Below are 25,263 nucleotides of genomic sequence, written 5' to 3'. Positions count from 1 at the left end.
AGGATCAGCCAGCAAGGGACCATCTGATGAAATTCGCTGTACTCAAATTCCTCGCACCGATGTTCGCAATCGCAGGCACGGCTTCTTTTGCAATGTCTGAAGCAGACGACGCGTGTATCGATCATTTGCGACAGGTTGGAGGACCAGACGGTCAATCAGGTACGATTGAAAGCTCAGAGTTCTCAGAAGCGGGCACGCTCGTCATGCTACGAGACGCAGGCGGAACACTTTGGCGCTGCATCGCGTACAAGGATGGTAGCATCGGCGAGATGTCGGTTGTCGAAGCGATGGATGATGGCGGTGGAGCCATGGCAGGCGCCGCCGGGTCTACTGGTAGCCAACGTGTCAAATTCGATGCTGGTTCCACCGGCGCCGAACTCGTTGGTGAACTCGCGCCCGGAGCGTCACAGCAATATGTTCTCGGGGCAAAAAACGAACAGTTTCTTTACGTCCGCGTTGCTCCGCGAAATGGCTCCTTAGACTACGTTATTCGTAACCCCGATGGTTCTGAACTGTTGGGATTAATGTCGGCGGACAAGGAGTATCGAGGGCAGCTTTGGCAATCTGGTGATCATGTTGTGGAGGTTATCAATCGCAGCAACTCTTCCGTCGGCTACAACGTAATTTTCGGAATTGAATAGGTGATCGACGAGAAGCCCTTGAACACGTTCCCAAAACAGCCAGGAAAAACACATGAGAACCAATGTCCTAATGGTGATCGGCGCGGTATGTATTTCTGCACTTGCAGCATGCGAAGAGAGTGGCGGATCGGTGGATTCAAGTGCACCAACTGTGGGCAGCTCTAGCGATCTTTCGCCATTTGAAGGGGCAAGAGCGGGCCAAGCTGAAATGGGCATCCAAAGTCTCGGATTTGAACTCATCCGAAGCGAAGGGCTGACCTCGTACTGGTTTAACAAGGATACAGGTGCATGTGCTCAGATCACGACGTCTGAGGGAAGGTACTCAGATGTAGCTATGCTGCCATCAGGTGACTGCTGACAAATTTCCATCAATCCCAAATCCAAGAGAAGGAGCCCAAACTTGCAATTCGACCTGGCACACGCGGCGGTCATCGTTGTCGCCTTAATCATCACTAACCTGGTATTGAAATCGGCTGGCGTGATCAACGAAGAAAACAAGCACCAATGGAACTGGAAAGTTGTTCTAGCCTACTTCGTAGTCGTCGTTATCATCAATCTCGTGTGGCCCATCTAAAGTTTCACAGCGGAAAGCTATTTGCCCACTTGATATGGTTGTCATGAACTAGCCTTTCCGAGAGACTATCAGGTCGCAAGAGTTTGAGCATTAAAGGTTCAAGAATAGAAAGGATTTGGCATGCGGTTTTTGGCGTCCCTCATATTCATTGGTGTTCTCGCAACCGCTGCGAATTCTGACGTGACCAGTCGAAATGGCGGTCCAAGCAACAGTCAAATGCTTTCAAAGGGTGGTGACGGAGGCATTGATGGTGTCGCTTTCTTTCGCCCAGTCTTAAGCGGAGTGTTGTATCGATCCGGTTTCAAGGGCGGCGACAAGGATCGAACTGGCCTAAGTGAAGGTCAACGCGAAACTCTGTGCGGCGAAGGGTTTTCAACCGGGTTTTATGCCGACTTCGGCAAAAACACTGAATACGGTCGCACCAGCTGCGGAAACGGATCCTTTGACTATCAGAGCGCCAGATCCTCTCGACCCGATGCTGTCATGGCGTCCATACACGAGGTGATTAAAAACCCTGGAAAGGGCCCTGTTCTGGTGCACTGCATGTGGGGCGTTCATTCCTCAGGTGCATTGTCGGCGATGGCGCTCGTTCAGTTTTGCGGTTGGACAGAAGAAAGGGCCAAGGAATATTGGAATGATGCCCGAAACGGAGCCCCTTGTTCAGGCGGGTGCGACCAGTGGATTGACTCAAAATTTTCCAACTTCAGTGTCGACCCAAAATTGAAGATCTCCAACGAGCAACAGGCAGCGATTTGCCCCAAATGATATTGGGAGGACTATCCAAATGAAGTTCAATCTTCTGGGGTCACTTGCTTTAATTGCACCCACTGTCTTGTGGGCGAACGACGATGTTCTCGGTGAAGCCACGACATTTGATAGTCCCAACGGCGTTACTGAACGCTGTATTCGGATCGAAAAAGTTCCATCGGGCGAGTATAAGAAAAGCGATCTTGAGGAAGAAACGGCCTATTGCGAGATCGATTTCTATGCCTCCGAAATTGCTATTTGCCCAAAAACCTGGAGCACCAGCCCAGGAATGGCAGTCTACGATATTTCGGAAGGACCTTACGTGGGGAACCGTTCTGAATTCGAGAGAAACGCTTGCAAAGAGGGGAAGGCGGCAAAAGATCTGGCTAAGGACAGGGTGGCTAAATTCAAGTCCACCATGAACCAAAAAGGCACCAGTGGAACCTTTTCCACGTCTTCACTGCTTTACTATCATTTCTCCAGATATTTCGACGCGACTGTAAAAGTTCCAGTCGCCGTTTGGCGTAGCATGGACGCCCAGGCGCATTTTTCCGAGGTCGCCGAGCCTGGCCTTGCGATTTCTGGTGGCTCTCATGGCGGGCGCATGAACCACGAAGGCTGGCGGGTCTTCGCAGCTGCGGATGCTGACCCGAACTCATACCAGCCAACCGACGATCTGTTCACCGCAGATCGAACGCAAATATTCGGTGTGCTGCTTGATAGCCCTGGGCATCGATACGGCTCGGAAATCAACGGCACCCGTAAATCTGGTTGGGGAAAAGGTCAGAACCGCGATTTTCAGGAAACTCCTGCTTTCTTGGCTTTGCGTTCTTCAAAACCCTTGCCAGAGGCCATTGTAGTGGGCGTCGGAGAAGGTCGAAGAGACCGGATGATCAACAAGGATCTCGGTCCCGATGTCAGCGACCAACAGATGGCATTTTGGATGCAAGAACTTACCGAGATTGTACTCCTCGATTTCATCTTTAGCCAGCAGGACCGCGTAGGAAACATAGACTTCACACCCTATTGGTATTGGGTCGAAGACGGAAAGCTGAAGCATAAGAAAGCCAAGCACCATGAGCCAAACGATGGAGACGTTCCCGCCGACGCGTTATTGATCCGTCGCAGCAATCTAAACGACAACGATGCTGGCGGGCGTGTCGAGTATGCCAACTTCGCGAAATCCACTCAAATGCTGGAGAAAATGCGGCACTTCTCTCCAAGCGTGTATCGGCGCTTGGTCGCTTTGAATAGTGATCTTCAATCTCAAGGTCCCGTCTACGGCTGGCTATCGCAAAGCCTTGGGTTGTCAGACAGGCAGATTGCACAAGTTGTAAAAAACACCGAGCTGGCAACGTCCATTCTCCAGGACAATTGCTCAAATGGCGATTTGATGTTCGACTTGGATCCTGTCGCATTCTTTTTGAGAAACAACACCGAGGTAGAGACAGTGGATTGTAATGACCCGTAGGCTTTCTACGCTTTTCGCGGCGTTCATTTGGACCACTCTGATCGCCTGCAAAGCGGCGGCATTGGATGTTATCGTCATATCGGATCTGAACGGCAGCTATGGTTCGGTGAAATACGATGCCCGCGTCGACAAGGCGATTAAGCGGATAGTCGAGATTGATCCAGATCTGGTGATTTCGACGGGCGATATGGTCGCGGGACAGCGCATTCCCAACTTGTCAGACAAACAGGTCAGAGAGATGTGGAAGGCGTTTCACGAGGCCGTATCAGATCCTTTAGAGGCTGCCGGCATTCCATTTGCGGTCACACCAGGAAACCATGATGCCTCCGCCTACCGAGGGTTCGAGCGTGAAAGAAAAATATACGCAGAGGAATGGACTCCGAGAAAACCAAGCGTCGACTTCCTGGTTTCGGATGACTACCCGTTCTTCTACGCATTTGAGATGCAGGGCATTACGTTTGCGTCTCTGGATGCAACGACCCTGGGCCCGCTATCCGGTGATCAGCAGGACCGGCTACAGGAACTGGGTGCAGACGGGGACCCGATTGTCACTTTCAGTCACCTCCCACTTTGGCCCTTCGCGATCCAGCGCGAGCGCGAAATCATCGGTGATCCGACACTTGAAAAAATCTATTTGGAAAGCGGTGTCGTTCTGCATCTGTCAGGCCACCATCATGCCTTCTATCCCGGTTGGAAAGACGGTGTGGCTTATGTCTCTCAAGCTTGTTTGGGAGGTGGTCCGCGGCGGCTTATTGGCGATAGCGCCAGATCACCTCACAGCTTCACTCATGTTACGTTCCAGCCGAACGGAGAGTTTGGGATAGCAGTATATCGAGGACCCGATTTCGAAAGGTCGGTAAACTTCAAGTCGCTTCCGAAAGAGATCAGATCCCCGAACGCGGTGTTGAAACGTTTGGACCTTGTTAAATGACTAGAGGTTGAGTTTCAGCTCAACTTTATCAGGGACCAGATCGTTTATCATCTCTTCTATCCGGGCTTCTGAAAGCCCTCCCGAGGTGATGAAAAGCAATGAGACGCGAGACTTTCCGGGGACGTGGTGTTTTCTGACCAGCTTCCAGCCAGCGTCTGCGGCCATAGCTTCAATGGCCCCGCTGACGTTCAATGAGTGTTCTTCGTCTGAAGCTTTGAGCGAAATTTCCACACCCTTGTTTCGTCCACCGAGCCAAATGAAACACCAACATACAACCGCCACCAGTGTGGCCATCAGCGGCAAGCCCAAACCGACCGCAAGACCAAGAACAGTCACGATTATCATTTCGACAGTGTCCACCGGATCATCGAGATTGGAGCGGAACCTGAGCAACGCTCCGATTCCAAATATGACAAAACCGATCATTGACCCGTGCTGAACCACCAGAAAACCAACCGCCATGCCGATAAGCGCATACAGGAAGAAAAGCCTTGGCATAACTATGTCGCGGACGCTTCTACGGGCTTTACGTCTCACCGGATGATAGACGATCAAGCCAGCCAGAATGATCGTGACGATCACATCGAGAGTAAAGAAATACAGTTCCTGTTTGCCACGAAACTGCGTCCACCGGCGTTCGATAACGATTTCTGACCCCGAAGCCCCGGCCAGCATCGTCGCAGGGTCGACTTGTGACACCGCAGCACCTGGCAACAGCAGCATCAACAACACGGTCACAAGTGTGAGGGTCGTATTCAACTTGTCTTCCTTCCTGCTCAAGCCAAAGGCTTACGCTTAACAAAAGCACATCGTGCCCTATTCAATTCAATCGCAACAGGCGGGATCAGGTAAAGAGATTACAGTGCATTCTTCGGACATCGTATCCGGACTGTGATACGAACGCTGATACAGGGATGTGGTCCAAGCGCGAGAGAATCCAATGACAGAAAACAGAGTGTTTTCGTCAAAAGCTGAAATTTCCCGGTGTTTCTGCAAACTTAGACGATTCGCTTTTACGGCCAGCTTGGTTGCGGAAGCCTTCTTGCCTTGGACCGATTTTGCCTACGCCGAAAGTGCTGGTTTGGTTCTGGTCGATAAATTCAAGGTGGCAGACAAATCAGAGGGATTTTCAGAGCCTTCCGGTTTGGCAATGTCTAACGCTGAAGGCTTCTTGTGGTCTGTAAGTGATGCCGAACCTAAACTGCACCTACTCGGAGTCGACGGGGTATTAGGAAACTCTTTCAAGTTGCCAGCATTGGCAGGATCAGATTTGGAGGGTGTTGCACCTCGAAAGGATGGGTCTGTTTTGGTGCTTCAAGAAACTGACCGATCAATCCTAGTCGTTCACCCAACTGACCCCATTCAACTGACGACAATACCTCTCGCATCTCTTAAAGGTTACCCGACCGCCGCTGCATTACTCGTCGGCAACCCATTGAACAAGGGACCCGAAGGCATCGCCGTTGACCCGGAATCCGGGCGGGTCTTCGTTGGCATTGAGGGACAACCAAGGTTGTTAATGGTGTTATCGCCAGAGCTAGACGAAATTATTGAGATCATTCCTTTAGCCCGCGATGCAGGTTTTATCTCCGAGCGTATAGATGATGATGAACTGGATTTGAGTGGCCTGGCATGGTCCCGGTCCTCGCGTTCTCTTTGGATTGTGAGTGACAAAAGCCGTCAGATCTTCGTCTACAATCCAGAGTCCAAGTCCGTAAAGTCTATCAGTTTGACGTTCACAGAAGATGGAAAACAAAAAGAAGTTAAACATCCCGAAGGGATCGCCCTCGATGAGACCAGAGGGCTTCTCTATATCCTGACAGACGATGCCAAGAAATCGCGGCTTTATGTTTTTGAGCAACCGGAATTGTGAGGACTGTTCTACTAGTTCTCTACTCTAACTTGTTGAAAAGCCGGGTTGTGTAATTGAGCGCCGTCGTATGTGCGGCATATTAAGTAAATCCGCGTTCTGTTCACTGTGTTTCTTAAAAACATCACCCATCAATACATTCGAGTAGCGTCAGGTTCACACATGCGAACCACATAATAACATTGGACTTCAACATGCTCAGTCACTTTAAGGTTGTCAAAAATGCGCATATTCAGCTCAGTTGTTTTTGCGATCATTTGCACTCTTGTGGCCACTGCATCAGTTCCAAGAAGCAGCATTGCCCAAACCTGGGACATCGCGTCCCAGCACTCGGTCAGCGGCGTAACGGTGTATGATGCGGATGAGCTGTTAACTTTTGCCGGTCAATTGGCCTTCAATCGGTCTGGGCGCATCACAGCGGTGGAGGTCGCATCAACGATTACTCAGATCTACCGAGAAGACGGTTACTTCTTGGCTGAGGCCTGGCCCGGTCCCGATGGGCAGAGCATAATTGTTGATGAAGGGCGCATTCAAACCATCGAAATTGAAGGCGTAGATACTCGCACGTTCCAAACACTAGAGAAGATTTTTCAGCCCCTCACCACCGCATATCCAATAACTCTCAAACGATTTGAGCGGGCGGTTATGCTAGCCGAGGACATACCCGATTTGGACGTGTCGACCGAACTTGATTACCCGGATCAGGCTGGTGCTCGGCTGAGAGTATTGGGAGAACCTCTGCGCAAACAAGCCGGTAGTGCGACACTAGACAACCCTCCGCGTGAGCTTGGGGAAGCGCTCAGTTTCTATGTCGTACAAGAGTTTTATTCGACACTGACCGTTGGGGATCTGCTGCGATTTGAGGGTTCAGGCAATTACAATTGGGACAAAGACGATGAACACTCTTTATGGGGCGCTCTTACCTATCGCACCCCGCTGAACAGTAATGGTCTGTACGGTGAGATCTTCTACGGGAACATAAACGCAAAACGTGACCTCTCAGGAAATTTTGCGAGAACAGATATTGACGGCGAGAACTTCACCGTCGCGATGGGTTACCCCGTAATCCGAGATGTAGCCCGATATGGATACTTTCTGCTGGATTATCGCCTTTCAAAAGCGGACTCAGTCAGTGGCGGCGTTCCATTATCCAGTGACGCGAGTGTCGTTGGCCTTACTTATCTTTACGGGCAAAACTATCCAAAGGGACAAGCTCTGGAAGCGGGGCTAACCTTATCTTTTGGCGATAATGACAATGAAACGACAGATGCGAATTTTGACGACGGGGACTCTTCGTTCTGGCATCTACGAGGCGGCATCGGATACGAAAGCCCACTAACGGGCTTGTCGCCCAACACAGCTTGGCGCACCGAGATCTGGGGGCAGTACACAACAGACCGGCTGCCCTCTGTCGAAGAGTACTTCCTTGGTGATCGCTACGCTTTGCGCGGATATCGTTTTGACGAAGTGGATGGTGATTCCGGGATTTCAGCGATTTTCGAAGTGTCTCATTCCTACTTCCCCAGTTCCCAGAGCATACATCGCTTAACGCCCTTTGCCTTTTTCGACGTGGGTTACATCTCGAACAATGACCCTGCGAGTTTCGAAGTTGATAATGCTACACTGGCGTCGACAGGTCTGGGTTTGGACATTGAGTTTAAGCAAAATCTATTCCTGTCCGGATATGTCGGTGTCCCTTTGAGAGACGGCCCTTTGACCGACTCTGGCGATCCTGGCGCGTATCTTGCTCTGACAACAAGTTGGTGAGGATGTTATGAAACTGAACCGAATTGCTGTACTTACCGCAACTTGTCTAATTGCAGAACTGGCCGCTACTCAGGTCTTTGCCCGCGGAAATCACTACGGGTGGTGCCGAGGCGTAGGGAACCCACACCAGTCGAGCCAAGGGTGCGGGCAGGCTGGCGGGCAAGGGGCAGGTAATCAAGTTACTGGTCCAACTCAGCCGGTGGCAAATCAATTGCCGCCTAAGGGAACGCAGCAAACGCCCACGTCCGTTACTGTTCCAGTCCTTGCGCCGGGCGCGGTCCCGAACGCAATTCCCGGTCAGGTTCCTATTGCGACACCGATAGCGGTTCCTGGTCAGGTTCCCACGCCGGTAGTAGCGCCGACCCTAACTCCGCCTCTGGCACCAAACGCGACACCAAACCGGGTTCCGACAGCTGTTCCAAATCAGGTTCCGCCATTGGCTACTGGTCCCACCGCGGTGCCCCCGCAAGTTCCGACTGCAACTCCCAATCAAGTTCCGGTCGCTACCCCTGGCCAGGTTCCGCCTCAACCCACCGGCCCGACAGCGGTGCCGCCACTTGTGCCCACCGCAACACCAAACCAAATACCAGTCGCAGTTCCTGGTCAGGTCCCACCTCAGCCCACTGGACAAACTGCTGTGCCACCGCTCGTCCCGACTGCAACACCAAACCAGATTCCGGTCGCAGTGCCCGGCCGTGTTCCGCAACCCAGCGGTACTACGGCGACACCACCGCTTGTCCCAACCGCAACCCCCAATCAGGTTCCAACGGCGGTTCCTGGCCAGGTTCCACAGTTGACACCAAAACCGACGGCAACTCACGTGGCCGTCCCAGGACATCCGAAACCACAAGGCGTCGTGACAATCATGCGCCCAAAGCCGAGGCCGACAACCGGTACTGTCCAACAACCTGGCACAACACAAGTGACCCACCATTTAACCCACCAAAGTAATGCGAAGAAACACGATCACGTCGCAGCAACACCTGGACGACATGACCCGCACGACCTACCGAGGTTCCGCAACGCGGCGGCCAAGGAAGACTGGGAATGCGTTGCCAGCGGATTTGGACAGCGCCGGTATGATGCTGGGCGAGGCGTGTTGCTGAACAACGGAGCGTTGCGGCACCTCGGAAACGTGGACGCAATGGCACGCGATGTACCGGCACGACATCCAAAACACTCTGGCTGCATTATTTCGGTCAAACGAAAGCAGCAGTAGCGCCAGTCTGGTAAAGGCACATCTTGAAACCTTAGAGGAATTCTTCCGAGTGGGAAGCTGGTTTCCGACCAAGGTTAAGCTGAAGAATAGACATCAACCGAAGGTGTCATCGCTCAGAAGGTTAATGAGGCATAAAATATGCCTTTCTGAGTGCTGTTTGGGCATCCGGCTCGGATCATCGGATGCCCCAAAAAACCGACTAGGAATTTCGCAAAAAAGCGAAACCTCTACGAGAAGGAGTCCTCCATGAGTGCTAGATTGGTCCTTCTGCTTGCTGCCGTTGGCCTCGTGCCAATTGCGTTGTCATACGGTCTGATGCCCGGCAGTTCGATCCCAGTTTTGCTGGGATTTCCGGTGGAAGGGACGAACCAAACCCACGTGTTCCGAGCGATTATGGGTCTTTACCTGGCAAACGCATTGTTCTGGTTGGCGGCCGCTTCGAAACCAGAATTACAACGCCCCGCGCTGTGGGTTCTATTTTTGTTTATGTCGGGACTGGCCGTTGGACGCATACTAAGCATTCTTATCGATGGAGTTCCGAACGGGATACTTCTATTTTATCTTGCGGCCGAGATAGCTTTTGCAGCTCTGGCGGCGGTTTCGCTGAAAAAAGTACGATGAAACAGGAAGTGGTAAAATGCTGAGGTTTTTCTTCGTTCTCTCGATGGTTGCGACTTCATCTGTGTCGACATCCGCTCTGGCACAATCGTCAACCATCCAGACTGCGGTGGACGAAAACTTCTTAGCGGTTGAGACTGTCGTTGCCAAAGCGGGAGATACTCCAATCGCATCGATAGATCACGCGCGACTGGCCAAAGCCGAAGGCGTAGAAATGCCAGCGTCTCGTGTACTCATTTTTTCTGATCCTGAGATAAACACGCCAATTCTGGAAGAGACCGTGCGAGCAGGTCTGGACCTTCCTTTTCGCGTACTTTCCTTCGATCAGGATGGTAACCCACAGATCGCTTACACAGACTCTCAATTTCTCAAAGTGCGGCATGGTCTGAATGACACCCAAGCGTTAAATGCATTTGAGAGCAAGATGCTCGAAGTTCTAAACGACTTGGATGCAACACCAGCGCCAACCAGCGGATTGTTTGCCGACTATGGGGTCATCGAACTGCAAACTCTGCTCAGCGTACCAGAGGCAGTCGAACGTCTCAGGACAGCTGTGATGGGGCAGGACGATACTGTGTGGTTTGGGGAAATCGATTTTGCGACCGAAGCGTCCCAACTGGGGGTGGACCTGCCGGAGGCGGTACTTTTACTGTTCGGCGGACCAGCACCCGGTGGCGTAGCTATGGCGGGCTTTCCGGCAATTGGTTTGGATGCCTTTTGCCAAAAACTACTAGTTTACGCGAATGAAGAAGGCGGCTCCGTAGTGATTTTCAATGACATCGCTGCCTTGGCGGAATTGCACTACGGTTCTTCAGCCGAACCTCATTACGGTTTGAACAAACGGCTTACCTCAACATTTCGCACTGCAATTGAGTAGCCGCTGGTTGGAAGTCACAATTTTTCTGAATTGCTATATTCCGTATTTAGCTGCCCATTCTGGGCTGGGTACAGACCATCTCTACACTTAAACCCTAACGGCAATTTGCGGGCAATGTTGCCCTGGGCGCGAGTATACAGTATTCATTCCAAAACAACGCAGCACAGCCTTGACCATACTTAGTTGCACATTTAGTCAAAATTGATCTGCCCGCTGGGACGGCCCGGCCAAGCAAGGGCGTTTTTTCAGGACGACCTGGCAAATTAGAGGTCGAACATGACAACTAAAACCAAACAAGCCAGGAAACTGATCGAAGGTAGACCTGCCCTGATCGTAATCGACATTCAAAAGAGCACGTTTATTGATGACAGCGAAGTACGCTCCATCGATAACATGCCGGGCTACAAAGAGCGCATGATCGCTGCGCGCGATTTGGTTGACGCTGCGCATGACAACAATGTGCCCGTCATCTTCGTTCAGGAAGTCCATCGTCCCGATCAGATCGACTTCGGCAGGGAACTGGATGGTGACGAAGACATACACTGTCTCGAAGGTGATCCACGTACGGAAGTTGCAAAAGATGAGATGGGATATCGCAAAGGTGACTACATCGTCTCGAAGCGACGGTATTCTGCGTTTTTTGGAACCGATTTCGAAATCCTGCTGCGCGGTTTAAAGGTGGACACACTTTTGTTGTGCGGCGGGCTGACAGATGTTTGTGTGCACTACACATTCGTCGATGGCCACCAATCAGACTACTTCTGCCGCGTTGTAGAAGATTGCGTTGGCGGGTCATCTTTCCAAGCCCATGAAGCTGCTCTCAAAGCTATGGAGTATCTACAAACCGGCGCTGTTCAGAGCAGAGAAGCAGTGATCAATTCCATCTCGTCGCTCTAAGTTGCAATTGAACTGTTAGTACCAGTTGGGGTGCATAATTTTTAGGGTGCAGCAACGGGTGGAGTTTTTTGTCGCCAGAACGCCTTGGACTTGCCCATTTGATGCAGAAGGTATCGACACTTTCAGTGCTAACCTTTGAGTTTTCGATTATAGACCTTCAAAATCTGGATTGCATCGTAATCCAGCCCTTGGTCCGTATAATGCGAATATGACAAGAGATGTTGAAGCAAACGCTCAGAAAATCGCTGATGCCCTGACCTCTGCCCAGCAGATATCTAAACTGTCTTCAGAGGCAGAACAGCTAACGCTGGATGACGCTTATTCGATTGCAAGACGCGTCCGAAAGCTTCAGGGCAAAAAGAGAGTTGGTAGAAAAGTCGGCTTCACGAACCGCGCGATTTGGCCTGTTTATGGTGTAGATCAACCCATTTGGGGAGAGGTTCACTCAGATGGGCTGTTTTCGACTGATCAGCCGGTAAACTTGGCAAGGTATTCAGAACCGAGAATCGAGCCAGAAATCGTACTTGGCCTCGGCGATGCGCCGACGGCTGAAATGAACAATGAGCAGTTGGCAGGTTGCGTGGATTGGGTTGCCCCGGGATTTGAAATTGTTCAATCGATTTATCCCAACTGGAAATTCTCGGTCGAAGACTCAATCGCAGCACAAGGATTGCACGGCTGCCTTATTCTTGGCGACAAAATCGCGGCTACGCATGATGTCTTGACCGGCTTAGCCGAAGTGCCACTAGTATTGTTTAAGGGCGCCGAGGCCATCGAGTCCGGCAAAGGTGAAAACGCGCTTGGAGGCCCAATTGAAGTCCTGGCTCATCTTGTGTCTCTACTCTCACAAGCCGACCAGCTTCAGGCAGGCGAGCTGGTTACAACCGGTACTTTGACAGACGCATGGCCAGTGTCTCCGGGTGAAGAATGGTCAGCTGGTTTTGGTGGCGTGATGAACACCGAGCTCTCGGTACGATTTACATGAGGCTTTGGTAGAGTGGTGACGCCGACTGCACCAAAGAAATGTTGCTCTCAATAGCTGACCATGATGGTCTTCCACTGGTTTCATCAATTCTGGGATGCAAATTAAACGATGCTATCCAAATCAGATTACATGATGTTTCTTAGGCACCCTGCCTGGCTATGGATCAAGAAACACGCCAGGCATCTGTTGCCGCCAATTGACCCCTCATTGCAAGCGCGTTTTGACGAGGGGCACGCGTTTGAGCCTTATGCTGAGGAGCTATTTGGTGATCTCGTTCGCCTCGGTTTTTCAGATTTTTCAGAATACCAGGCTCTGCCCGCGCGTACTTTGGAGGCTTGGAGAAACGGTGCAAACGCAGTGGCGCAGGGACGCTATGAAGATGGAACCATAACTTGCATCTCCGACATCGTGAGCCGCAGTGACGATGGGTACGTTCTGAAAGAGATCAAGAGCGGGACTTCTGCAAAGCCCGAGCACATTTTTGATCTCGCGTTCCAGCGTGTCGTGCTTGAGGCGGCCGGGTTCCCCATTGCGCGCTGCGAAGTGGCACATGTGAACCGTGATTACGTCAGAAACGGCGAAATCAATCCGCAAGAGCTTGTCAGCATCTCTGACATCACGGATGCGGTGACTGAGCAGCTCGAAAAAACACGCACGCGTATCGATCAGGCATTGAGCGTCGTTGCCAGCGGTACGATGCCTGATCCGTCCCCCGAACGTGCGCGCCTTAATTCCTATGGTGAATGGCTGGAGATCCGCGAAAAACTCGACCCACCTCTCGCGCAGGACAGTATCCACCGCATTCCGTTCATGAATGCGGAAAAAGCCTCGGGACTCATCGCAAATGGGATCACAAAGATTGACGAGATCAGTGATCCATCTGTGTTAGGCAAGTCGACACAGCGCTACTTGAGAGCTCTGGCGAACGGTGAACGCACAATCGATCATCAAGACTTAAGCAGGTTTCTGAGCGAGATTGTGTATCCGGTTTATTACTTTGACTACGAGACGTCTCAGAGTTTGCTGCCACCCTGGGACGGAACGCGTCCCTATCAGCAAGTGGCTTTCCAGTATTCCTTGCATATCCAGCATGAGCCCGGCGGAGAAATTGAGCACAGGAAGTATCTCCACCGAGACGCCAGTAACCCAATGCCAGCCTTGCTGAAAAGGCTTCGTGAGGACATGGGAGACGTTGGCTCCGTTGTGGTTTGGTATGCTCCGTTCGAGAAATCGCGCAATACGGAAATGGCGGAAACTTATCCAGAGCATGCAGAGTTCCTGGAAGGCCTAAACGTCCGCGTTGTAGATCTTATGAAGCCGTTTGCAGATGAAGTGATCAACGATCCCGCGTTCAAGGGAAGCGCCTCTATCAAGGCCGTTCTTCCAGCGTTTTTGCCAGAACTTTCATACGATGATCTGGACATAAAAGAGGGGGCGAGCGCGTCTCGCCTTTGGAAGGACGTAACACTGACCGAACCGGATGATCCAGAGCGCGAGAAGGTCTATTCTGATCTCGTTGCGTATTGTACGCGCGACACTTGGGCAATGGTCGCCATTCATCGGGAATTGCTGGCGATGTGAGCTATGGTGCTAACCTCAAAACAACTTGCGGTGCTGCTCCCCAAGGAGACTAGGCGATTTACCGGAGTTACGGCGCCCCCAACACTTAATCTTGCCAATCCAGCCGATACAAAACGTGGCGACCGCGTAGACCTTTCAGGAGTCTGGGTTCTATTTCAGAAAAAGAGAAATCAGTTCGTCCTCCGACCATGGCGCGAGTCGCATCTGAAACGAGTATCTCCCCCGCCGCACCAACGGTCGTTATGCGTGACGCTTTGTTGACCACCGTACCGAAAAAATCTCCTCGAGATTGCACGACATCACCAGTGTGAATCCCAATCCGAACACCGAAAGATGGCTCCGCGGATGCCGATGCAATGGCCCCCTGAATCTTGATAGCGGCCGTTAGTGCTTCTTTCGCGGACGGAAAGACGGACAACGTTCCGTCTCCAAGGGATTTCACGAACTGGCCATGATACTTTTCAATGATCGCCGCCAAGATTTGGAAGTGGTTTTCGATCAGCACCGACCAACGCTGATCGCCCAACGCCTCCGCCAACGTTGTACTGCCCTCCACATCAGTGAAAAGTACCGAAGCCAAACCTTCGGTTTGGATCAGCTCGGGTCCATCTTCGCGCGCAGCATCAACCAGTTTTTGGATGGCCAGCTGCTCTTTACCCACGAGTTCAATATTTGGAGTTGGCACTGAAGCGTGGCGATTGATGATCTTCCAGGCTGCTCCCTCCAGGACAAAAATCAGAACGGTGCGGTAAAAGACGGCTTCATCAAAGCCGACAAACTGAATCTTGTGGACGAAGGATGACCATCCCGTCTCTCCGTTTTCGAAGGCCTCAGCTTCAACTTCTTCGAAAACGACTGGTGCCGGGATCTCCGCGAAAAAGCCGCTAACCCCATCGCGAACTGCTTGCCCGCTCCAAAACTCACCTTCTCCTGTCCCAACGAACCGTAGTTCATCTGCTTTCGACAGAAAATCCTGCAACTCGTCAGTATTCTTCTTGGTTCTGAGTATTTCATACCAACGCCTCGAAACTGCCAGCAGTTCAGGTGAGGAACGTATCATCACAAATGACTCGAGACGCTAAATGGAATGAGACTTACAAGGTCTTGCAACCGGGATCTCCATTTTCGAAAGATGCAGGTCAATGCCGCCGCTGAGGTTTGGTCAGATCAAGACTTTTGTATTTCTCCAGAACGGAGCGCATTAGACGCAGATAAAAAGACGCGCGTCGGTTCAGAGCGAACTATCGACGGAGTTTCTGAGTTCGATTCCGGATCACAGGGTATCGAATCGCTTCGCTGTCTGAGAGCTACTCGATGCTGTACTGACCCGCAAAATAACATGCATCAGTGTATCGGGCACACGCTAAGCTAGAAGGTTCCCAGAACTACGCGGTGAATTTCTAAGTACAGCACGCTCCGTCTTGACATGGTTATACGAACTGGTTCAGCTTGCGGACATGACGTTCACACGCATCCACTGCCATCGAATATCGGCCTGAGGTCGATAACCCACGCAAAATCCGTGGGAGGCAGCATTGGTATGCGGGCGAGGCTTATATCCTTGTAATTGCTCCAGATTAGAGTGCACGAGTCGGTTCGATTCCGACGCCTCCTACCATTCTCAGGAGGTGTCCAACATGGCGGACGACGTCACGAACGCAATTGATTTCAACGACATCAAGCAATCGGTCGAGGAGAACCTCGGAAGCACACCCGAAGGCTGGTCCGGCTTGGTCACGGTGCTCTTCACAGAGGTTAAGGAATACTGCGATCTGAAGGGTGCCACCTACCCCTTTGTCCTTCAGATCAAAGAGAAAATCGGCGAGCTCCGCATCTACCACCGGTGTGATGATCGACAAATTCAGTCGATGATCGCTGCGACGATTGCGCGTGCAAATCACAGCTGTGAACGATGCGGGAATAGTGCCGAGACCCAACTTCTGGACGGCTGGTACAAGACACTTTGTTGCTGGTGCGCGCATGATGTCGCGAGCAAGCGCCACCCTAAAAGGAAGAGGCTTTTTGGCGTTCGAAAAAAGCCTGCTCGAGATCGAATGACCTGCTCAGTTTGTGGTTATTTCGGTCAGATCGACCGAACGGATGACCGTAATCGGTGCCCTGCGTGCGTGAAGAAGGAATGGTGATGACCGCCCAACAACAAGTGACCTTCAATAAGATTATGGAAGACTACGATGATGAGAACTACGCCCGGAAGCTCATGAATACGGGCTCACTGGCCACCGGTCATGTCCCGCTGATTGCCCTTTGCCAGATCTCGAGAGGGGTCTTCCATCTCAACAAGACCAAGTTCTGGAGAATGTGACTGATGGATGATGTCGAAAAGAGTTGGAAGGAATTCCGGGAAAAGGTTCGAGGTGTGATCGAGGAGCATGGAGCTCCAGATGATCTCCGCTCATTTGACGCCTGGTACGCCGAAGAGATGCGTTTGGTGATGGCGCACAACTACCCAGCTCCGCACGTCTCTGACGTCACATGGTCGGCGGAGTGTCTGCATGTCGAGTGTGAAGACCGCGAAGTGGTCGACCGTATGATGAATGCTATGGCGGAGGTTTCACACGATCTCAAAGAGGCGCGGGCCCGGAGGTCAGTGATGGGCAGTGTTGTCGACTGGAATGATATTCATGGAAGCGTCTTCAAGCAGCTTGGTGAGTATCGTGCCGGGTGGGTGGAGCAGCTTACGCTTGCACTTGAGAAAGTGAAGAGGTTGATCGACGAGCAGCCCGACCTGTTTGGTGATGAACACCCGTCCATCGTTCAGATCAAACAGAAATTGGGAGGCATGCGCGTCTATGAGGGCCCAGGCTGCAACCAGGCTACGAGTGAAGAGATTCAATGGCGTGTCGCTCAGATTGAGCAAACCTGTGAAGGTTGTTCTAATTCTGCCCAACGCCAGACCATCCTTGGGTTTGTGACGACGCTTTGCAGCTGGTGCTACAATGATGCTCTGCGGCGGCGATTTGAGGGCGCCGAAGAATCCTGGCCCGACAGCCTGAGGCTGGACATTGTGAAAAACTATCCAGACCTCGTTTCTCCGGATTGCGCATCTCTTGTTCCTGCTGTCGGAAAGGGCTGGCTCGTGATGATTTCGCAAGCACTCCACAAGCTTTCCTTCAGTCAGGATTTCAGGGCACTGGACCCTGGAACTATTCAGATCTCGGATATTAAGAAAGGCCAGGATGGCCAGATTTCCATCGGTTTCAGTCGATACCACGATCTCATTCAGGAGTACGCTGACTGGATGGAATTTCGATGCGGTGTGACGTGTGAAGAGTGTGGCCACGTTGGTGACATCGTTCGGACAGCCGACAGGTCTCAAGTGCTCTGTTCTCACTGTTACTGTACTCGGGAGAAGTCTGGTGGGTGATGACGACGACGTTGAGCTGGATGAACAAACCTTGCGTTTGCTTAGGCTTCGGGAGGCTGAAATTGCGGCCGGTCGAGCAAAACTTACCAAGCCGATTACCTCGGATGAGATCCGGTCGCGAAAGGTGCCTGATCCGGAGGGTAAGCCAGATGAGTGACGAGACTTCAGAAGAGGAAATCCCAATTTTCGTAATCTGCGAGACTTTGGTGAACGGCAAACTTCGAGAGATTGAAGGAAAAGAAATCACTGTAAAACCAAACAAGATCTTAGTCTTGGCGATCAGTGTCGAGGATGTTGAGCGATGACAGATGATTTTTCAGAAGACGAGATCTTCGGGCGCCCGTTACAGGATGTTCCTCTGGATGACTTGATCGCAGAGTTGCAAGCTCGTCGCAAAGAGGGTCCGGAGGTCTGGCTTGCATTGCGCAAAATGATTTTCGAGCAAATCGCCGATTTTGCACAGCGTCCGGCCGATGCGCCCAAATGGCGGGATGAATGGGTCAAAGAGAACACCTGGGATCTAGTGACTGACGACGATGATGTCGAGATCACTGATGGTAGCGGCAACGTGTTCGACGACCTCGGGATCGAAGACCCAAGGAAGAAGACTTAGTGATGGGGGCGGAGCATATCAGCTTGATCTTATCCGCCGTGATCATTGTCGCGTTGACGATCTACGTCAGACACATCGTCCAAACTGCCGGAAAAGATCGCGAAGTCGATCCAAAGCGAGTTCAAAGGATAATGCGAGATCTAGACTACAGCCACCTGGACCGAGTGATGAACCGGCGAAGGAAGAGGTAGCGGGATGTTGAAGGTGGTTGTCTATGTTGGTGATCAAGAGGTCGCCCGAGCTGTGGCTGAGAACGCTTCAGATCTGGCTGACGTGTCTAATTACGATATCCGCATGAATGAGAGGGCATCTGAACAGCTCGGTGTTGAAGAACGAGGCCTTGGCGGCAGAATCGAAGACCACCCACGAAATCAAACTGTTTGGTCGCTTGTTCGCAAGATCGCAGACCTTTGGCTTGCAGGGACTGGTGCTGGTGAAGAAAGCGCTCAGGCAAAGCTGCTGCCGTTGATCCGTGAGTCCATTCGCGAACCAGACGAGAGGATCGAAAAGGCATCGAACCAGAGCGAAGACTGGAATGCTGTGATCAAGCAGATTTCTGATGACGAGCCGTATTCCCTGGGCTTCTACGCTGACAAATTTGAGTCGTGGACAGCGGACGAGATTGAAGCTCTTCGATGTGATGTGGTTGAGACAGCCACACAGGAAGAACTAATGGCCGAGGTCGAACGCCGGCGAAGAGCTGGTCTACTGCACAAGGAGGCCTCGAATGATGGCTTCTCAGATCTGGTTGATGATCTCTGGGGCAAACTCGATACATACCCAGACCGCTAGTACAGCTTACCTGCCGCTCTTAACCAATATTTGACATAAGAAGTCTATGGCGACTGTCGTCGTAGTAGTGCGTGCTTCTTCTAAGCTCCTCTCCTGCTAGGAACCAAAGCGCCCCAGATAAGCACTTCGCCAGCACTGCTCTGCGGAACTATGTACCACCAGTCTCTACTATGAGTATGGTTGACCGCAACCAGCCCAAAGCGGACCTTCATCACTAAGCTTTGCAATCTCTGAGATGCGGGACGAAGCTGACTTTTCAGGTCCGGCTATGCGTTCCTTTCCTAGCAATAAATTTCGTAGTCTCTATCATGCTGGTTTTGCCCCACTGTCGAAGGAAACAACATGTTGCGTTCAATGCTTATCCCCGCAGTTCTCTTTGCGCCTCATTGTCTGACTGCTGCAGAGAAAGTGTCGGCAACGAACTTCTATGTCGTCAACCAAGAGCAAATTTCCGCGGGCGAGGACGTGTTCTGGAAAGAGGACAACTATGGGACTTATACCGTTGACGAGGGACCAATCGATCCTGGTTTTGTCCGGTGCGTGGGCTCGGGTTTCGGCGGACCCAGCGGTGTCAGCGGCGGTGGCGTCTGTGTTTATGGTGAAGAAGAGGACACGTTCACCATGAGATGGGAGGTTGTTGCCTTCGGCGTCAACAACTGGCGGATTGTTTCCTCCACCGGCAAATATTCGGGGATGACTGGAAGTGGAACGACCAAAACACGTGTGGCGTCAAAATTCCTGGCGCTACCGCACCGTATTTCTGACTGGGAAGGCGAGGTTGCCTTGCCCGCTAGGGATTGAAACTCGAACTGAAATGGTCGGGGATGATGCTGATTTGAAAGGTTGGCAAAGCCCGCATTGGGCTTGTTGTCGCCTTTCGTTACTTTTCACATTAATGACCGGTGGCAGCCCGAAGCGGACATTCTCGAAAGTTGGCACACTACTGCCGAACTTGATAGATTCAAAAAAAGGTTGCTATTGGGAAATGCGCATGACACGCCGACTTGCCGCCATACTTGCCGCCGATATGGTCGGCTACTCACGGCTTATGGCGGCTAACGAGGCGGGAACACTTGCTCGTCTCAAAGACCTACGACGGGACATCATCAATCCAAGTATCGAAAGTGCCGGAGGTGAGATTATCAAGCTTACCGGTGATGGCCTGTTTGCACTTTTTAGCTCGGTCGTTTCTGCCGTTGAGGCCGCAGCGACGCTCCAGAAGGCGCTGCACGCCGCCGAAGCCGAGAGCCCCACCGAAAGCCGGATCAGCTTCCGAATAGGCTTGCACATTGGAGACGTAATCTTGGACGAGGGCGACATATATGGCGAGGGTGTTAATCTTGCCGCAAGACTCGAAGGCATCGCTGACCCAGGCGGTGTCATACTGTCTGACGACGCATGCCGGCAGGTTCGAGGCAAAATCGAACACGACATCATAGACCTTGGCGAAGTAGCGCTCAAAAACATCTCCGAGCCAGTTCGCGCCTACAAATTGGCGATGGAGGGCAAATCAGATTCCACGCAAAACCAATCTCAACCCACTGACAAACCCTCCATCGCTGTCTTGCCCTTCCAGAACATGTCCAATGATCCAGAACAGGAATACTTCTGTGACGGCGTTTCCGAAGACATCATCACAGAGCTCTCGCGCTTTCCCGAGCTTTTCGTCATCGCCCGCAACTCCTCATTTTCGTTCAGGGGTCGCCCCGTCACCCATATAGATATCGCTCGAGAACTCGGTGTTCGCTACATGCTAGAGGGTAGCCTCCGTCGAGCCCAAAACCGCGTACGCATTACTGCCCAACTCATCGACTGCACAAATGGAGCCCATGTTTGGGCCGAGCGCTACGACCGCACGCTAGACGACATCTTCGCGTTACAGGATGAGATTACACGCAGCGTGGTCGGCGCCATCGCCCCCCAGATATCCATTGCCGAAATAGATCGCGCGTCTGTGGCTCGAGATATCGACTTCAACTCCTACGACCTCTCGCTACGTGCAATGGCGATCTTCTACGCGGGAGGCTTCTACTCTCAGGATAAGTTCGATGAGGTCATATCGGTCTCTGATCGCGCCATTGATCTCGACCCGCGCAACGTCCAGGCCCATTGGATCAAAGCGTTTGCCTACCTGATGCGTTATCTATACCAGTTCGATGAGGACCCCACCGAAAACCTGGGCCTAGCTGATAAAAGCGTTGAACCTCTGTTTCTTGGTGGTCAACTCGACCCGCGCGCCTTATGCGTTCGCGGTATGGTTCGTCATTTCCGTGGAGATTTTGACGGGGCCAACGCCGACTTCAGTTTGGGCTTCACACTGAACCCGAACTTTGCCCGGAACATCTTCTTCATGGCCTGGCATGAATCTTTGGTCGGCCGAACCACACAGGCGCGCGAACATGCCCACCTTGCCCTCCAGCTTTCCCCACGCGACACTGACCTCTGGGTAGGAGACGCCTATCTGGCGCTCGCCCAAGCTGCCTTCGCCGACGCTGATTTTGAAGACGCAATGCGTTGGGGTGAGCACGCCATTCAGATGACGCCGCGTGCGCCGATCCGCCGGGCTCTTATGATCGCCAGTGCCGCCCACCTCGGGCGCGCCGAAGCAGGCCTGCCACATGAGCAGGCGCTGGCGGATTTCGCCCCAGCGTTCCTAGACAGCATTGTCTCCGGAGCTTTGATCCTCTTCCGTCTACCCGAACACAATGCGCTTTTGGTCGAAGGCTTGAAGAAAGCTGGTGTTAAGCCGTAGAGTTGGTCAGGATGCCAAAGCTCGAAACTATCGCAGACAAATCGTGCCAAGGGCCAATCCAATTTTAGCGCAATGTCCTCGAAAGGTTCTAAGCAATCGCTCATTGCTTCAATCGGCGACGACTGTTTCCAGCCCAAACCAGACATTCAGAGTCGGACTTTGCAAAGTCCGACGGAAGGAATAGGCGGACTTTCTTGCCTATTTGAAGATCATGCAAACTTCATTCAACTTGAGAACCGGTGTGGTAGCTTGGTCGAGCGAGTTCATGAGATCAGATCAGTCCAATTGGAGTACGACCATGCGTCATATCGAGCTATTTCGGATATTACCAAAAGCGACCATAGCCTTTGTGGCTTCAGTATCGATGGCCTGGGGATGCACTGGCATCATGTTGACAGGGCAGGATGGAAGCATCGTTCGCGCAAGGACCGCCGAATGGGGGCCGTTCGATCTTGAGACAAAGATCAACATTATTCCGCGAGGTTTCACTTATACCGCAGGCGAAATGCCAGATGAGCGAGACGGAGCAAACTGGACCGGCCGATTTGGAATGGTCGGTATCAGCATGTTGGATCATGGGGCTCCCGCAGATGGGATCAACGAAGCTGGGTTGACCGCCGGGTTGTTTTATCTGCCCGGCTTCACCGAGTATCAGGAGTACGACCCTGACCTTTCCGGCAACACGATTCCCGGCGATTTGCTAGCCAGCTATGTCCTTTCCCAATTTGAGACAGTTGAAGAGGCTGCCACCGGGTTGGCGAATGTCCGTGTGGTCGGGGTCGTGGATGAGACTCTCGGTTTTCCCTTCCCATTTCATATGTTGGTTGCTGACCGGTTCGGCGGAAGGATCGTTGTAGAGTACATTGATGGCGAACTGACGATTTTCGATGCTCCGCTTGGGGTGATCACCAATTCGCCAAACTACGATTGGCACATGACCAACCTAAACAACTACGTAAACCTGTCAGCACTCGGGCTTCCGGAAGTTGAGGCAAGCGGCGTGACCTTCGCGCCCCTTGGCGCCGGGAGCGGCATGATAGGGCTGCCTGGTGACTTCACACCCCCATCCCGCTTTGTCCGTGCAGTCGCCTTTTCACAGACAGCGCGGGAAACGCAAGGTGGCTATGACACCGTGCGCGAGGCGTTCCGTATTCTGGACAACTTCAACATTCCTGCCGATGCCGCTGAGGGTGCCCAAGACGACGTACAATCGGATGACCTGCTTTATAGCGCAACACAGATCACGACCGCTGCGGACTCTCTGAACCTCGTCTACTACTATCACACGATGTACGACAGAACGGTGCACATGGTTGATATGAAGCAGATTGACTTCGAAGCTATGGGAGACGAGATGATCAGCTTTGAAACTAGCGGTGATCGCGAACCCACGTTGGTCGATGTGACCCCAACGAATTGACGTTTTACCACGCGGGCCGTGGCGGCATCACCGCTGGCTGCGGCCCAATACAACTTCGGAATAGAGAGTTTGCCGCTCCAGCGAATAAGCAGCGTTAGGATCTAAGTCGCGTTCGCCATTATTCGCACTATTGACTGGAGGCAGCCCGAAGCGGACCTTTTCAACCAAGTTTTGCAGTTTAGTAAACTCGCAACGAAGCTGAATTTAGACTATTTCCGCCCAAAGCCCGCGTCCACAGCGCAATCCCCAGAACTGACTTGGCAATATCAGGTTCAATGCGGGTGACACGCGTCCCAATGCTGCCCGATTAGTCCGCTGCGAAGCAATAAAACAAACCCGCCCCGCCAGAACGTGGCAGATGTTCCTCTCCGCAACCGCGCGAGCCGTGCGATGAGTTCCAGGACAACATGTTTCGGGCATCGTTGAGACCTACACGGTCATGGTGCCCAACAATCGCAGACCCGTCTTCACTATTCGAAGTCCAGTTGCTGCATGTTGTGTCACCACCTGCCGTTGAGAAATGCCCGGCGGAATCGGAGCCCGTCAAAATGTCATGTTTGTTCGGTTGACTGCCACGCCCATTGACAGGGTTACCATTTTCGTCGAGCGCGGTCTGAAGGTTAATATTCACGCCGTCACTGTGCAGCTCCTCAACATTATTGGCGATGAGCTCTCCATTGGCATTGTACCAAGGACCCGACCCGATCCGGTCGCGCGCAGAAATGCCATTGGTGATTGTCATCGGGTCGGTGCTGCGATCAATGGACATTGAGGTGCTCAGATAGGCCGCAAAAGTTTTGGAAGAACCGGCCGCGGAAGCAAGTGCATTGCAATGAGCATCGGCACCTTCGAGGCCGCCTAGATTGGCACCATCCCCCTTGCCCACGCTAGTGATGAAAAATGACATCTCCTCGCCTGCCTATTGTGCCTGTGCGGTCGCCGCGAAACAGAAGGTTAGAAGTGCAGCAACTCCATGAACAGTTGTTTTGTCGGTGAACTTCAACATATATGTCTCCCTTCGTGCTATGTGATCACTGATGCTAGCCGTATGTAACAATCGGGTCCATCCGAGTAACAGATGTATGACACTGTGGTGCCAGCGCCATTCACTACAGCCGGTCGAGCATGACCAACCCTGTGGCCCTGTTTATCTTTACCCTAATCCTGTCTTACGTGTTAAGCACGATAGCTCATCTGTTCCCAGGATCTCTTGTAACGATTGACTGAGGGTCGTGACCGAATGACACGAAAAATCGCTCTTTGGTCCATACCGATATCCATTGCGGTACTGGCCCTGAAACTGCTGGCCTGGTGGCTGACCGGCTCGGTGGCGTTGTTGTCAGACGCACTGGAATCTACCGTGAATGTCGTTGCGGCGTTGCTGGCATACTTCGCTGTTCGGGTTGCCAATAAACCCCCTGACGAAAACCACCCCTTTGGTCACAAAAAAGCCGAGTATCTTTCCGCCGTCGTCGAGGGCGTGCTGATTGTGCTGGCGGCGTTCTTGATCATCAGAGAAGCTGTGCTGGCACTCCCGAACCCGCATCTTGAGGATGCGCCACTTCTTGGAATCGTCGTCAATGTCATTGCAACTGGTGTGAATGGCGCATGGGCTTACCTATTGCTCAAAATCGGCAGGCGCGAGGGTTCGCCTGCATTGGAGGCAAGCTCCCGGCACATTTTTACAGATGTCATGACTTCAGTTGGTGTCATCGCAGGTCTGGTACTGGCGCTTGTCACCGGCTGGTTGATCCTCGACCCAATCCTAGCAATTCTTGTTGCGCTGAACATCTTGTGGGAGGGATGGAAAGTTATTCGGGATTCCGTCGATGGTCTGATGGATGTGACACTGTCGGAGCATGACTTGCAGACCGTTTCTAAAGCAATCGAAGCAAACCTCGGCGCAGCCTTAGAATACCACGACCTCAAAGGGCGCAGGTCCGCAAATGTTATTTTCGTGGAGTTTCACCTTGTTGTGGACGGCACAATGCCAGTCAACGCGGCGCACGATATATGCAATGACATCGAGGAAGAATTGGATCGTTTGTATCCGGGTTCCGTCTTTGTCATTCACCTCGAACCTGATGACGAGTTGAAGGGTGACGGGGTTAGTTCCCACTAAA

Annotated in this window: 27 protein-coding genes and 1 tRNA gene; 25 read left to right on the top strand and 3 right to left on the bottom strand. The window is 52.3% G+C overall.

Features of this window, described 5'->3' with window-relative positions; genetic code table 11:
* Nucleotides 1–26: 26 nt before the first annotated feature.
* The 6 genes from ACR3E4_RS09505 to ACR3E4_RS09480 all read left to right on the top strand — a co-directional run bounded on the left by ACR3E4_RS09505 (nt 27) and on the right by ACR3E4_RS09480 (nt 4,364).
* Complete coding sequence (locus tag ACR3E4_RS09505; RefSeq protein WP_170408626.1) at nt 27–641, top strand: hypothetical protein; 615 nt, start codon at nt 27–29, stop codon at nt 639–641.
* Between the two features lie 52 nt (nt 642–693).
* Nucleotides 694–999, top strand: coding sequence for a hypothetical protein (locus tag ACR3E4_RS09500; RefSeq protein WP_170470487.1), 306 nt, complete (start codon nt 694–696; stop codon nt 997–999).
* 42 nt (nt 1,000–1,041) lie between these two features.
* The gene (locus ACR3E4_RS09495) at nt 1,042–1,215 is read left to right on the top strand and encodes a hypothetical protein (RefSeq protein WP_170470490.1); all 174 of its coding nucleotides are present in this window, start codon (nt 1,042–1,044) and stop codon (nt 1,213–1,215) included.
* A gap of 120 nt (nt 1,216–1,335) precedes the next feature.
* Nucleotides 1,336–1,980 (top strand): protein-tyrosine phosphatase family protein, encoded by a 645-nt coding sequence (locus ACR3E4_RS09490; protein ID WP_170418739.1) that lies wholly within the window; start codon nt 1,336–1,338, stop codon nt 1,978–1,980.
* A gap of 19 nt (nt 1,981–1,999) precedes the next feature.
* On the top strand, nt 2,000–3,433 hold the full coding sequence (locus tag ACR3E4_RS09485) for a hypothetical protein (protein ID WP_480536390.1): 1,434 nt from the start codon (nt 2,000–2,002) through the stop codon (nt 3,431–3,433).
* The gene (locus ACR3E4_RS09480; RefSeq protein ID WP_170520103.1) at nt 3,423–4,364 is read left to right on the top strand and encodes a metallophosphoesterase family protein; all 942 of its coding nucleotides are present in this window, start codon (nt 3,423–3,425) and stop codon (nt 4,362–4,364) included. The genes ACR3E4_RS09485 and ACR3E4_RS09480 overlap by 11 nt, the downstream gene beginning before the upstream one ends.
* Here the strand turns inward: ACR3E4_RS09480 and ACR3E4_RS09475 are convergent, their stop codons facing one another.
* Nucleotides 4,365–5,123 (bottom strand): DUF4956 domain-containing protein, encoded by a 759-nt coding sequence (locus ACR3E4_RS09475; RefSeq protein ID WP_170520100.1) that lies wholly within the window; start codon nt 5,121–5,123, stop codon nt 4,365–4,367.
* Between the two features lie 181 nt (nt 5,124–5,304).
* Here ACR3E4_RS09475 and ACR3E4_RS09470 point away from each other — a divergent pair, with 181 nt between their 5' ends.
* The 7 genes from ACR3E4_RS09470 to ACR3E4_RS09440 all read left to right on the top strand — a co-directional run bounded on the left by ACR3E4_RS09470 (nt 5,305) and on the right by ACR3E4_RS09440 (nt 14,178).
* Nucleotides 5,305–6,237: an SdiA-regulated domain-containing protein gene (locus tag ACR3E4_RS09470; protein ID WP_480536388.1), complete on the top strand. Its 933-nt coding sequence runs from the start codon at nt 5,305–5,307 to the stop codon at nt 6,235–6,237.
* A gap of 219 nt (nt 6,238–6,456) precedes the next feature.
* The gene (locus tag ACR3E4_RS09465) at nt 6,457–8,001 is read left to right on the top strand and encodes a ShlB/FhaC/HecB family hemolysin secretion/activation protein (protein WP_171644783.1); all 1,545 of its coding nucleotides are present in this window, start codon (nt 6,457–6,459) and stop codon (nt 7,999–8,001) included.
* Between the two features lie 1,465 nt (nt 8,002–9,466).
* Nucleotides 9,467–9,841, top strand: coding sequence for a DUF4345 domain-containing protein (locus tag ACR3E4_RS09460; protein ID WP_109311468.1), 375 nt, complete (start codon nt 9,467–9,469; stop codon nt 9,839–9,841).
* A gap of 16 nt (nt 9,842–9,857) precedes the next feature.
* The gene (locus tag ACR3E4_RS09455) at nt 9,858–10,715 is read left to right on the top strand and encodes a DUF302 domain-containing protein (RefSeq protein WP_170520090.1); all 858 of its coding nucleotides are present in this window, start codon (nt 9,858–9,860) and stop codon (nt 10,713–10,715) included.
* A 276-nt stretch (nt 10,716–10,991) separates the two neighbouring features.
* The gene (locus tag ACR3E4_RS09450) at nt 10,992–11,612 is read left to right on the top strand and encodes a cysteine hydrolase family protein (protein ID WP_171106045.1); all 621 of its coding nucleotides are present in this window, start codon (nt 10,992–10,994) and stop codon (nt 11,610–11,612) included.
* 208 nt (nt 11,613–11,820) lie between these two features.
* Nucleotides 11,821–12,597 carry a 2-keto-4-pentenoate hydratase gene (locus ACR3E4_RS09445; protein WP_480536386.1) on the top strand — a complete coding sequence of 259 codons (777 nt, stop codon included), beginning with the start codon at nt 11,821–11,823 and terminating at the stop codon, nt 12,595–12,597.
* Nucleotides 12,598–12,705: 108 nt separating this feature from the next.
* Nucleotides 12,706–14,178 carry a DUF2779 domain-containing protein gene (locus ACR3E4_RS09440; RefSeq protein ID WP_480536385.1) on the top strand — a complete coding sequence of 491 codons (1,473 nt, stop codon included), beginning with the start codon at nt 12,706–12,708 and terminating at the stop codon, nt 14,176–14,178.
* Between the two features lie 85 nt (nt 14,179–14,263).
* Here the strand turns inward: ACR3E4_RS09440 and ACR3E4_RS09435 are convergent, their stop codons facing one another.
* A complete protein-coding gene (locus ACR3E4_RS09435; protein WP_480536384.1) occupies nt 14,264–15,238 on the bottom strand; it encodes an adenylate/guanylate cyclase domain-containing protein in 975 nt (324 codons plus the stop codon).
* Nucleotides 15,239–15,702: 464 nt separating this feature from the next.
* Here ACR3E4_RS09435 and ACR3E4_RS09430 point away from each other — a divergent pair.
* The 11 genes from ACR3E4_RS09430 to ACR3E4_RS09380 all read left to right on the top strand — a co-directional run bounded on the left by ACR3E4_RS09430 (nt 15,703) and on the right by ACR3E4_RS09380 (nt 23,140).
* A tRNA-OTHER gene (locus ACR3E4_RS09430) sits at nt 15,703–15,796 on the top strand.
* 19 nt (nt 15,797–15,815) lie between these two features.
* On the top strand, nt 15,816–16,322 hold the full coding sequence (locus ACR3E4_RS09425; protein WP_170408636.1) for a eukaryotic translation initiation factor 4 gamma: 507 nt from the start codon (nt 15,816–15,818) through the stop codon (nt 16,320–16,322).
* Nucleotides 16,322–16,501 carry a hypothetical protein gene (locus ACR3E4_RS09420; protein WP_170770860.1) on the top strand — a complete coding sequence of 60 codons (180 nt, stop codon included), beginning with the start codon at nt 16,322–16,324 and terminating at the stop codon, nt 16,499–16,501. Before ACR3E4_RS09425 ends, ACR3E4_RS09420 begins: the two co-directional genes overlap by 1 nt.
* Nucleotides 16,502–16,504: 3 nt before the next feature.
* Complete coding sequence (locus ACR3E4_RS09415; protein ID WP_480536382.1) at nt 16,505–17,563, top strand: hypothetical protein; 1,059 nt, start codon at nt 16,505–16,507, stop codon at nt 17,561–17,563.
* Nucleotides 17,556–17,720, top strand: a complete 165-nt coding sequence (locus ACR3E4_RS09410) for a hypothetical protein (RefSeq protein WP_170603674.1) — start codon at nt 17,556–17,558, stop codon at nt 17,718–17,720. The genes ACR3E4_RS09415 and ACR3E4_RS09410 overlap by 8 nt, the downstream gene beginning before the upstream one ends.
* Nucleotides 17,713–17,868, top strand: a complete 156-nt coding sequence (locus ACR3E4_RS09405; protein ID WP_170603676.1) for a hypothetical protein — start codon at nt 17,713–17,715, stop codon at nt 17,866–17,868. Before ACR3E4_RS09410 ends, ACR3E4_RS09405 begins: the two co-directional genes overlap by 8 nt.
* Nucleotides 17,865–18,176 carry a hypothetical protein gene (locus tag ACR3E4_RS09400; protein WP_170603678.1) on the top strand — a complete coding sequence of 104 codons (312 nt, stop codon included), beginning with the start codon at nt 17,865–17,867 and terminating at the stop codon, nt 18,174–18,176. The genes ACR3E4_RS09405 and ACR3E4_RS09400 overlap by 4 nt, the downstream gene beginning before the upstream one ends.
* Nucleotides 18,177–18,371: 195 nt before the next feature.
* On the top strand, nt 18,372–18,968 hold the full coding sequence (locus ACR3E4_RS09395; RefSeq protein WP_170603680.1) for a hypothetical protein: 597 nt from the start codon (nt 18,372–18,374) through the stop codon (nt 18,966–18,968).
* Between the two features lie 342 nt (nt 18,969–19,310).
* Entirely contained in the window at nt 19,311–19,769 is a 459-nt protein-coding gene (locus tag ACR3E4_RS09390; RefSeq protein ID WP_170337121.1) for a hypothetical protein, read from the top strand.
* Between the two features lie 190 nt (nt 19,770–19,959).
* Nucleotides 19,960–21,720: an adenylate/guanylate cyclase domain-containing protein gene (locus tag ACR3E4_RS09385; protein ID WP_170556818.1), complete on the top strand. Its 1,761-nt coding sequence runs from the start codon at nt 19,960–19,962 to the stop codon at nt 21,718–21,720.
* Nucleotides 21,721–22,018: 298 nt separating this feature from the next.
* The gene (locus tag ACR3E4_RS09380; RefSeq protein ID WP_480535285.1) at nt 22,019–23,140 is read left to right on the top strand and encodes a linear amide C-N hydrolase; all 1,122 of its coding nucleotides are present in this window, start codon (nt 22,019–22,021) and stop codon (nt 23,138–23,140) included.
* Nucleotides 23,141–23,447: 307 nt separating this feature from the next.
* On the opposite strand, the gene ACR3E4_RS09375 is transcribed toward ACR3E4_RS09380, so the two are convergent.
* Nucleotides 23,448–24,047 (bottom strand): hypothetical protein, encoded by a 600-nt coding sequence (locus tag ACR3E4_RS09375; protein WP_480535286.1) that lies wholly within the window; start codon nt 24,045–24,047, stop codon nt 23,448–23,450.
* A 333-nt stretch (nt 24,048–24,380) separates the two neighbouring features.
* Here ACR3E4_RS09375 and ACR3E4_RS09370 point away from each other — a divergent pair, with 333 nt between their 5' ends.
* A complete protein-coding gene (locus tag ACR3E4_RS09370; RefSeq protein WP_480535287.1) occupies nt 24,381–25,262 on the top strand; it encodes a cation diffusion facilitator family transporter in 882 nt (293 codons plus the stop codon).
* Nucleotide 25,263 lies beyond the last annotated feature (1 nt).

The organism is Ruegeria sp. AP11, from assembly GCF_056535865.1.
Note: the sequence above shows the minus strand (reverse complement) of the source record. Positions and strands in the feature narration are given on the sequence as shown.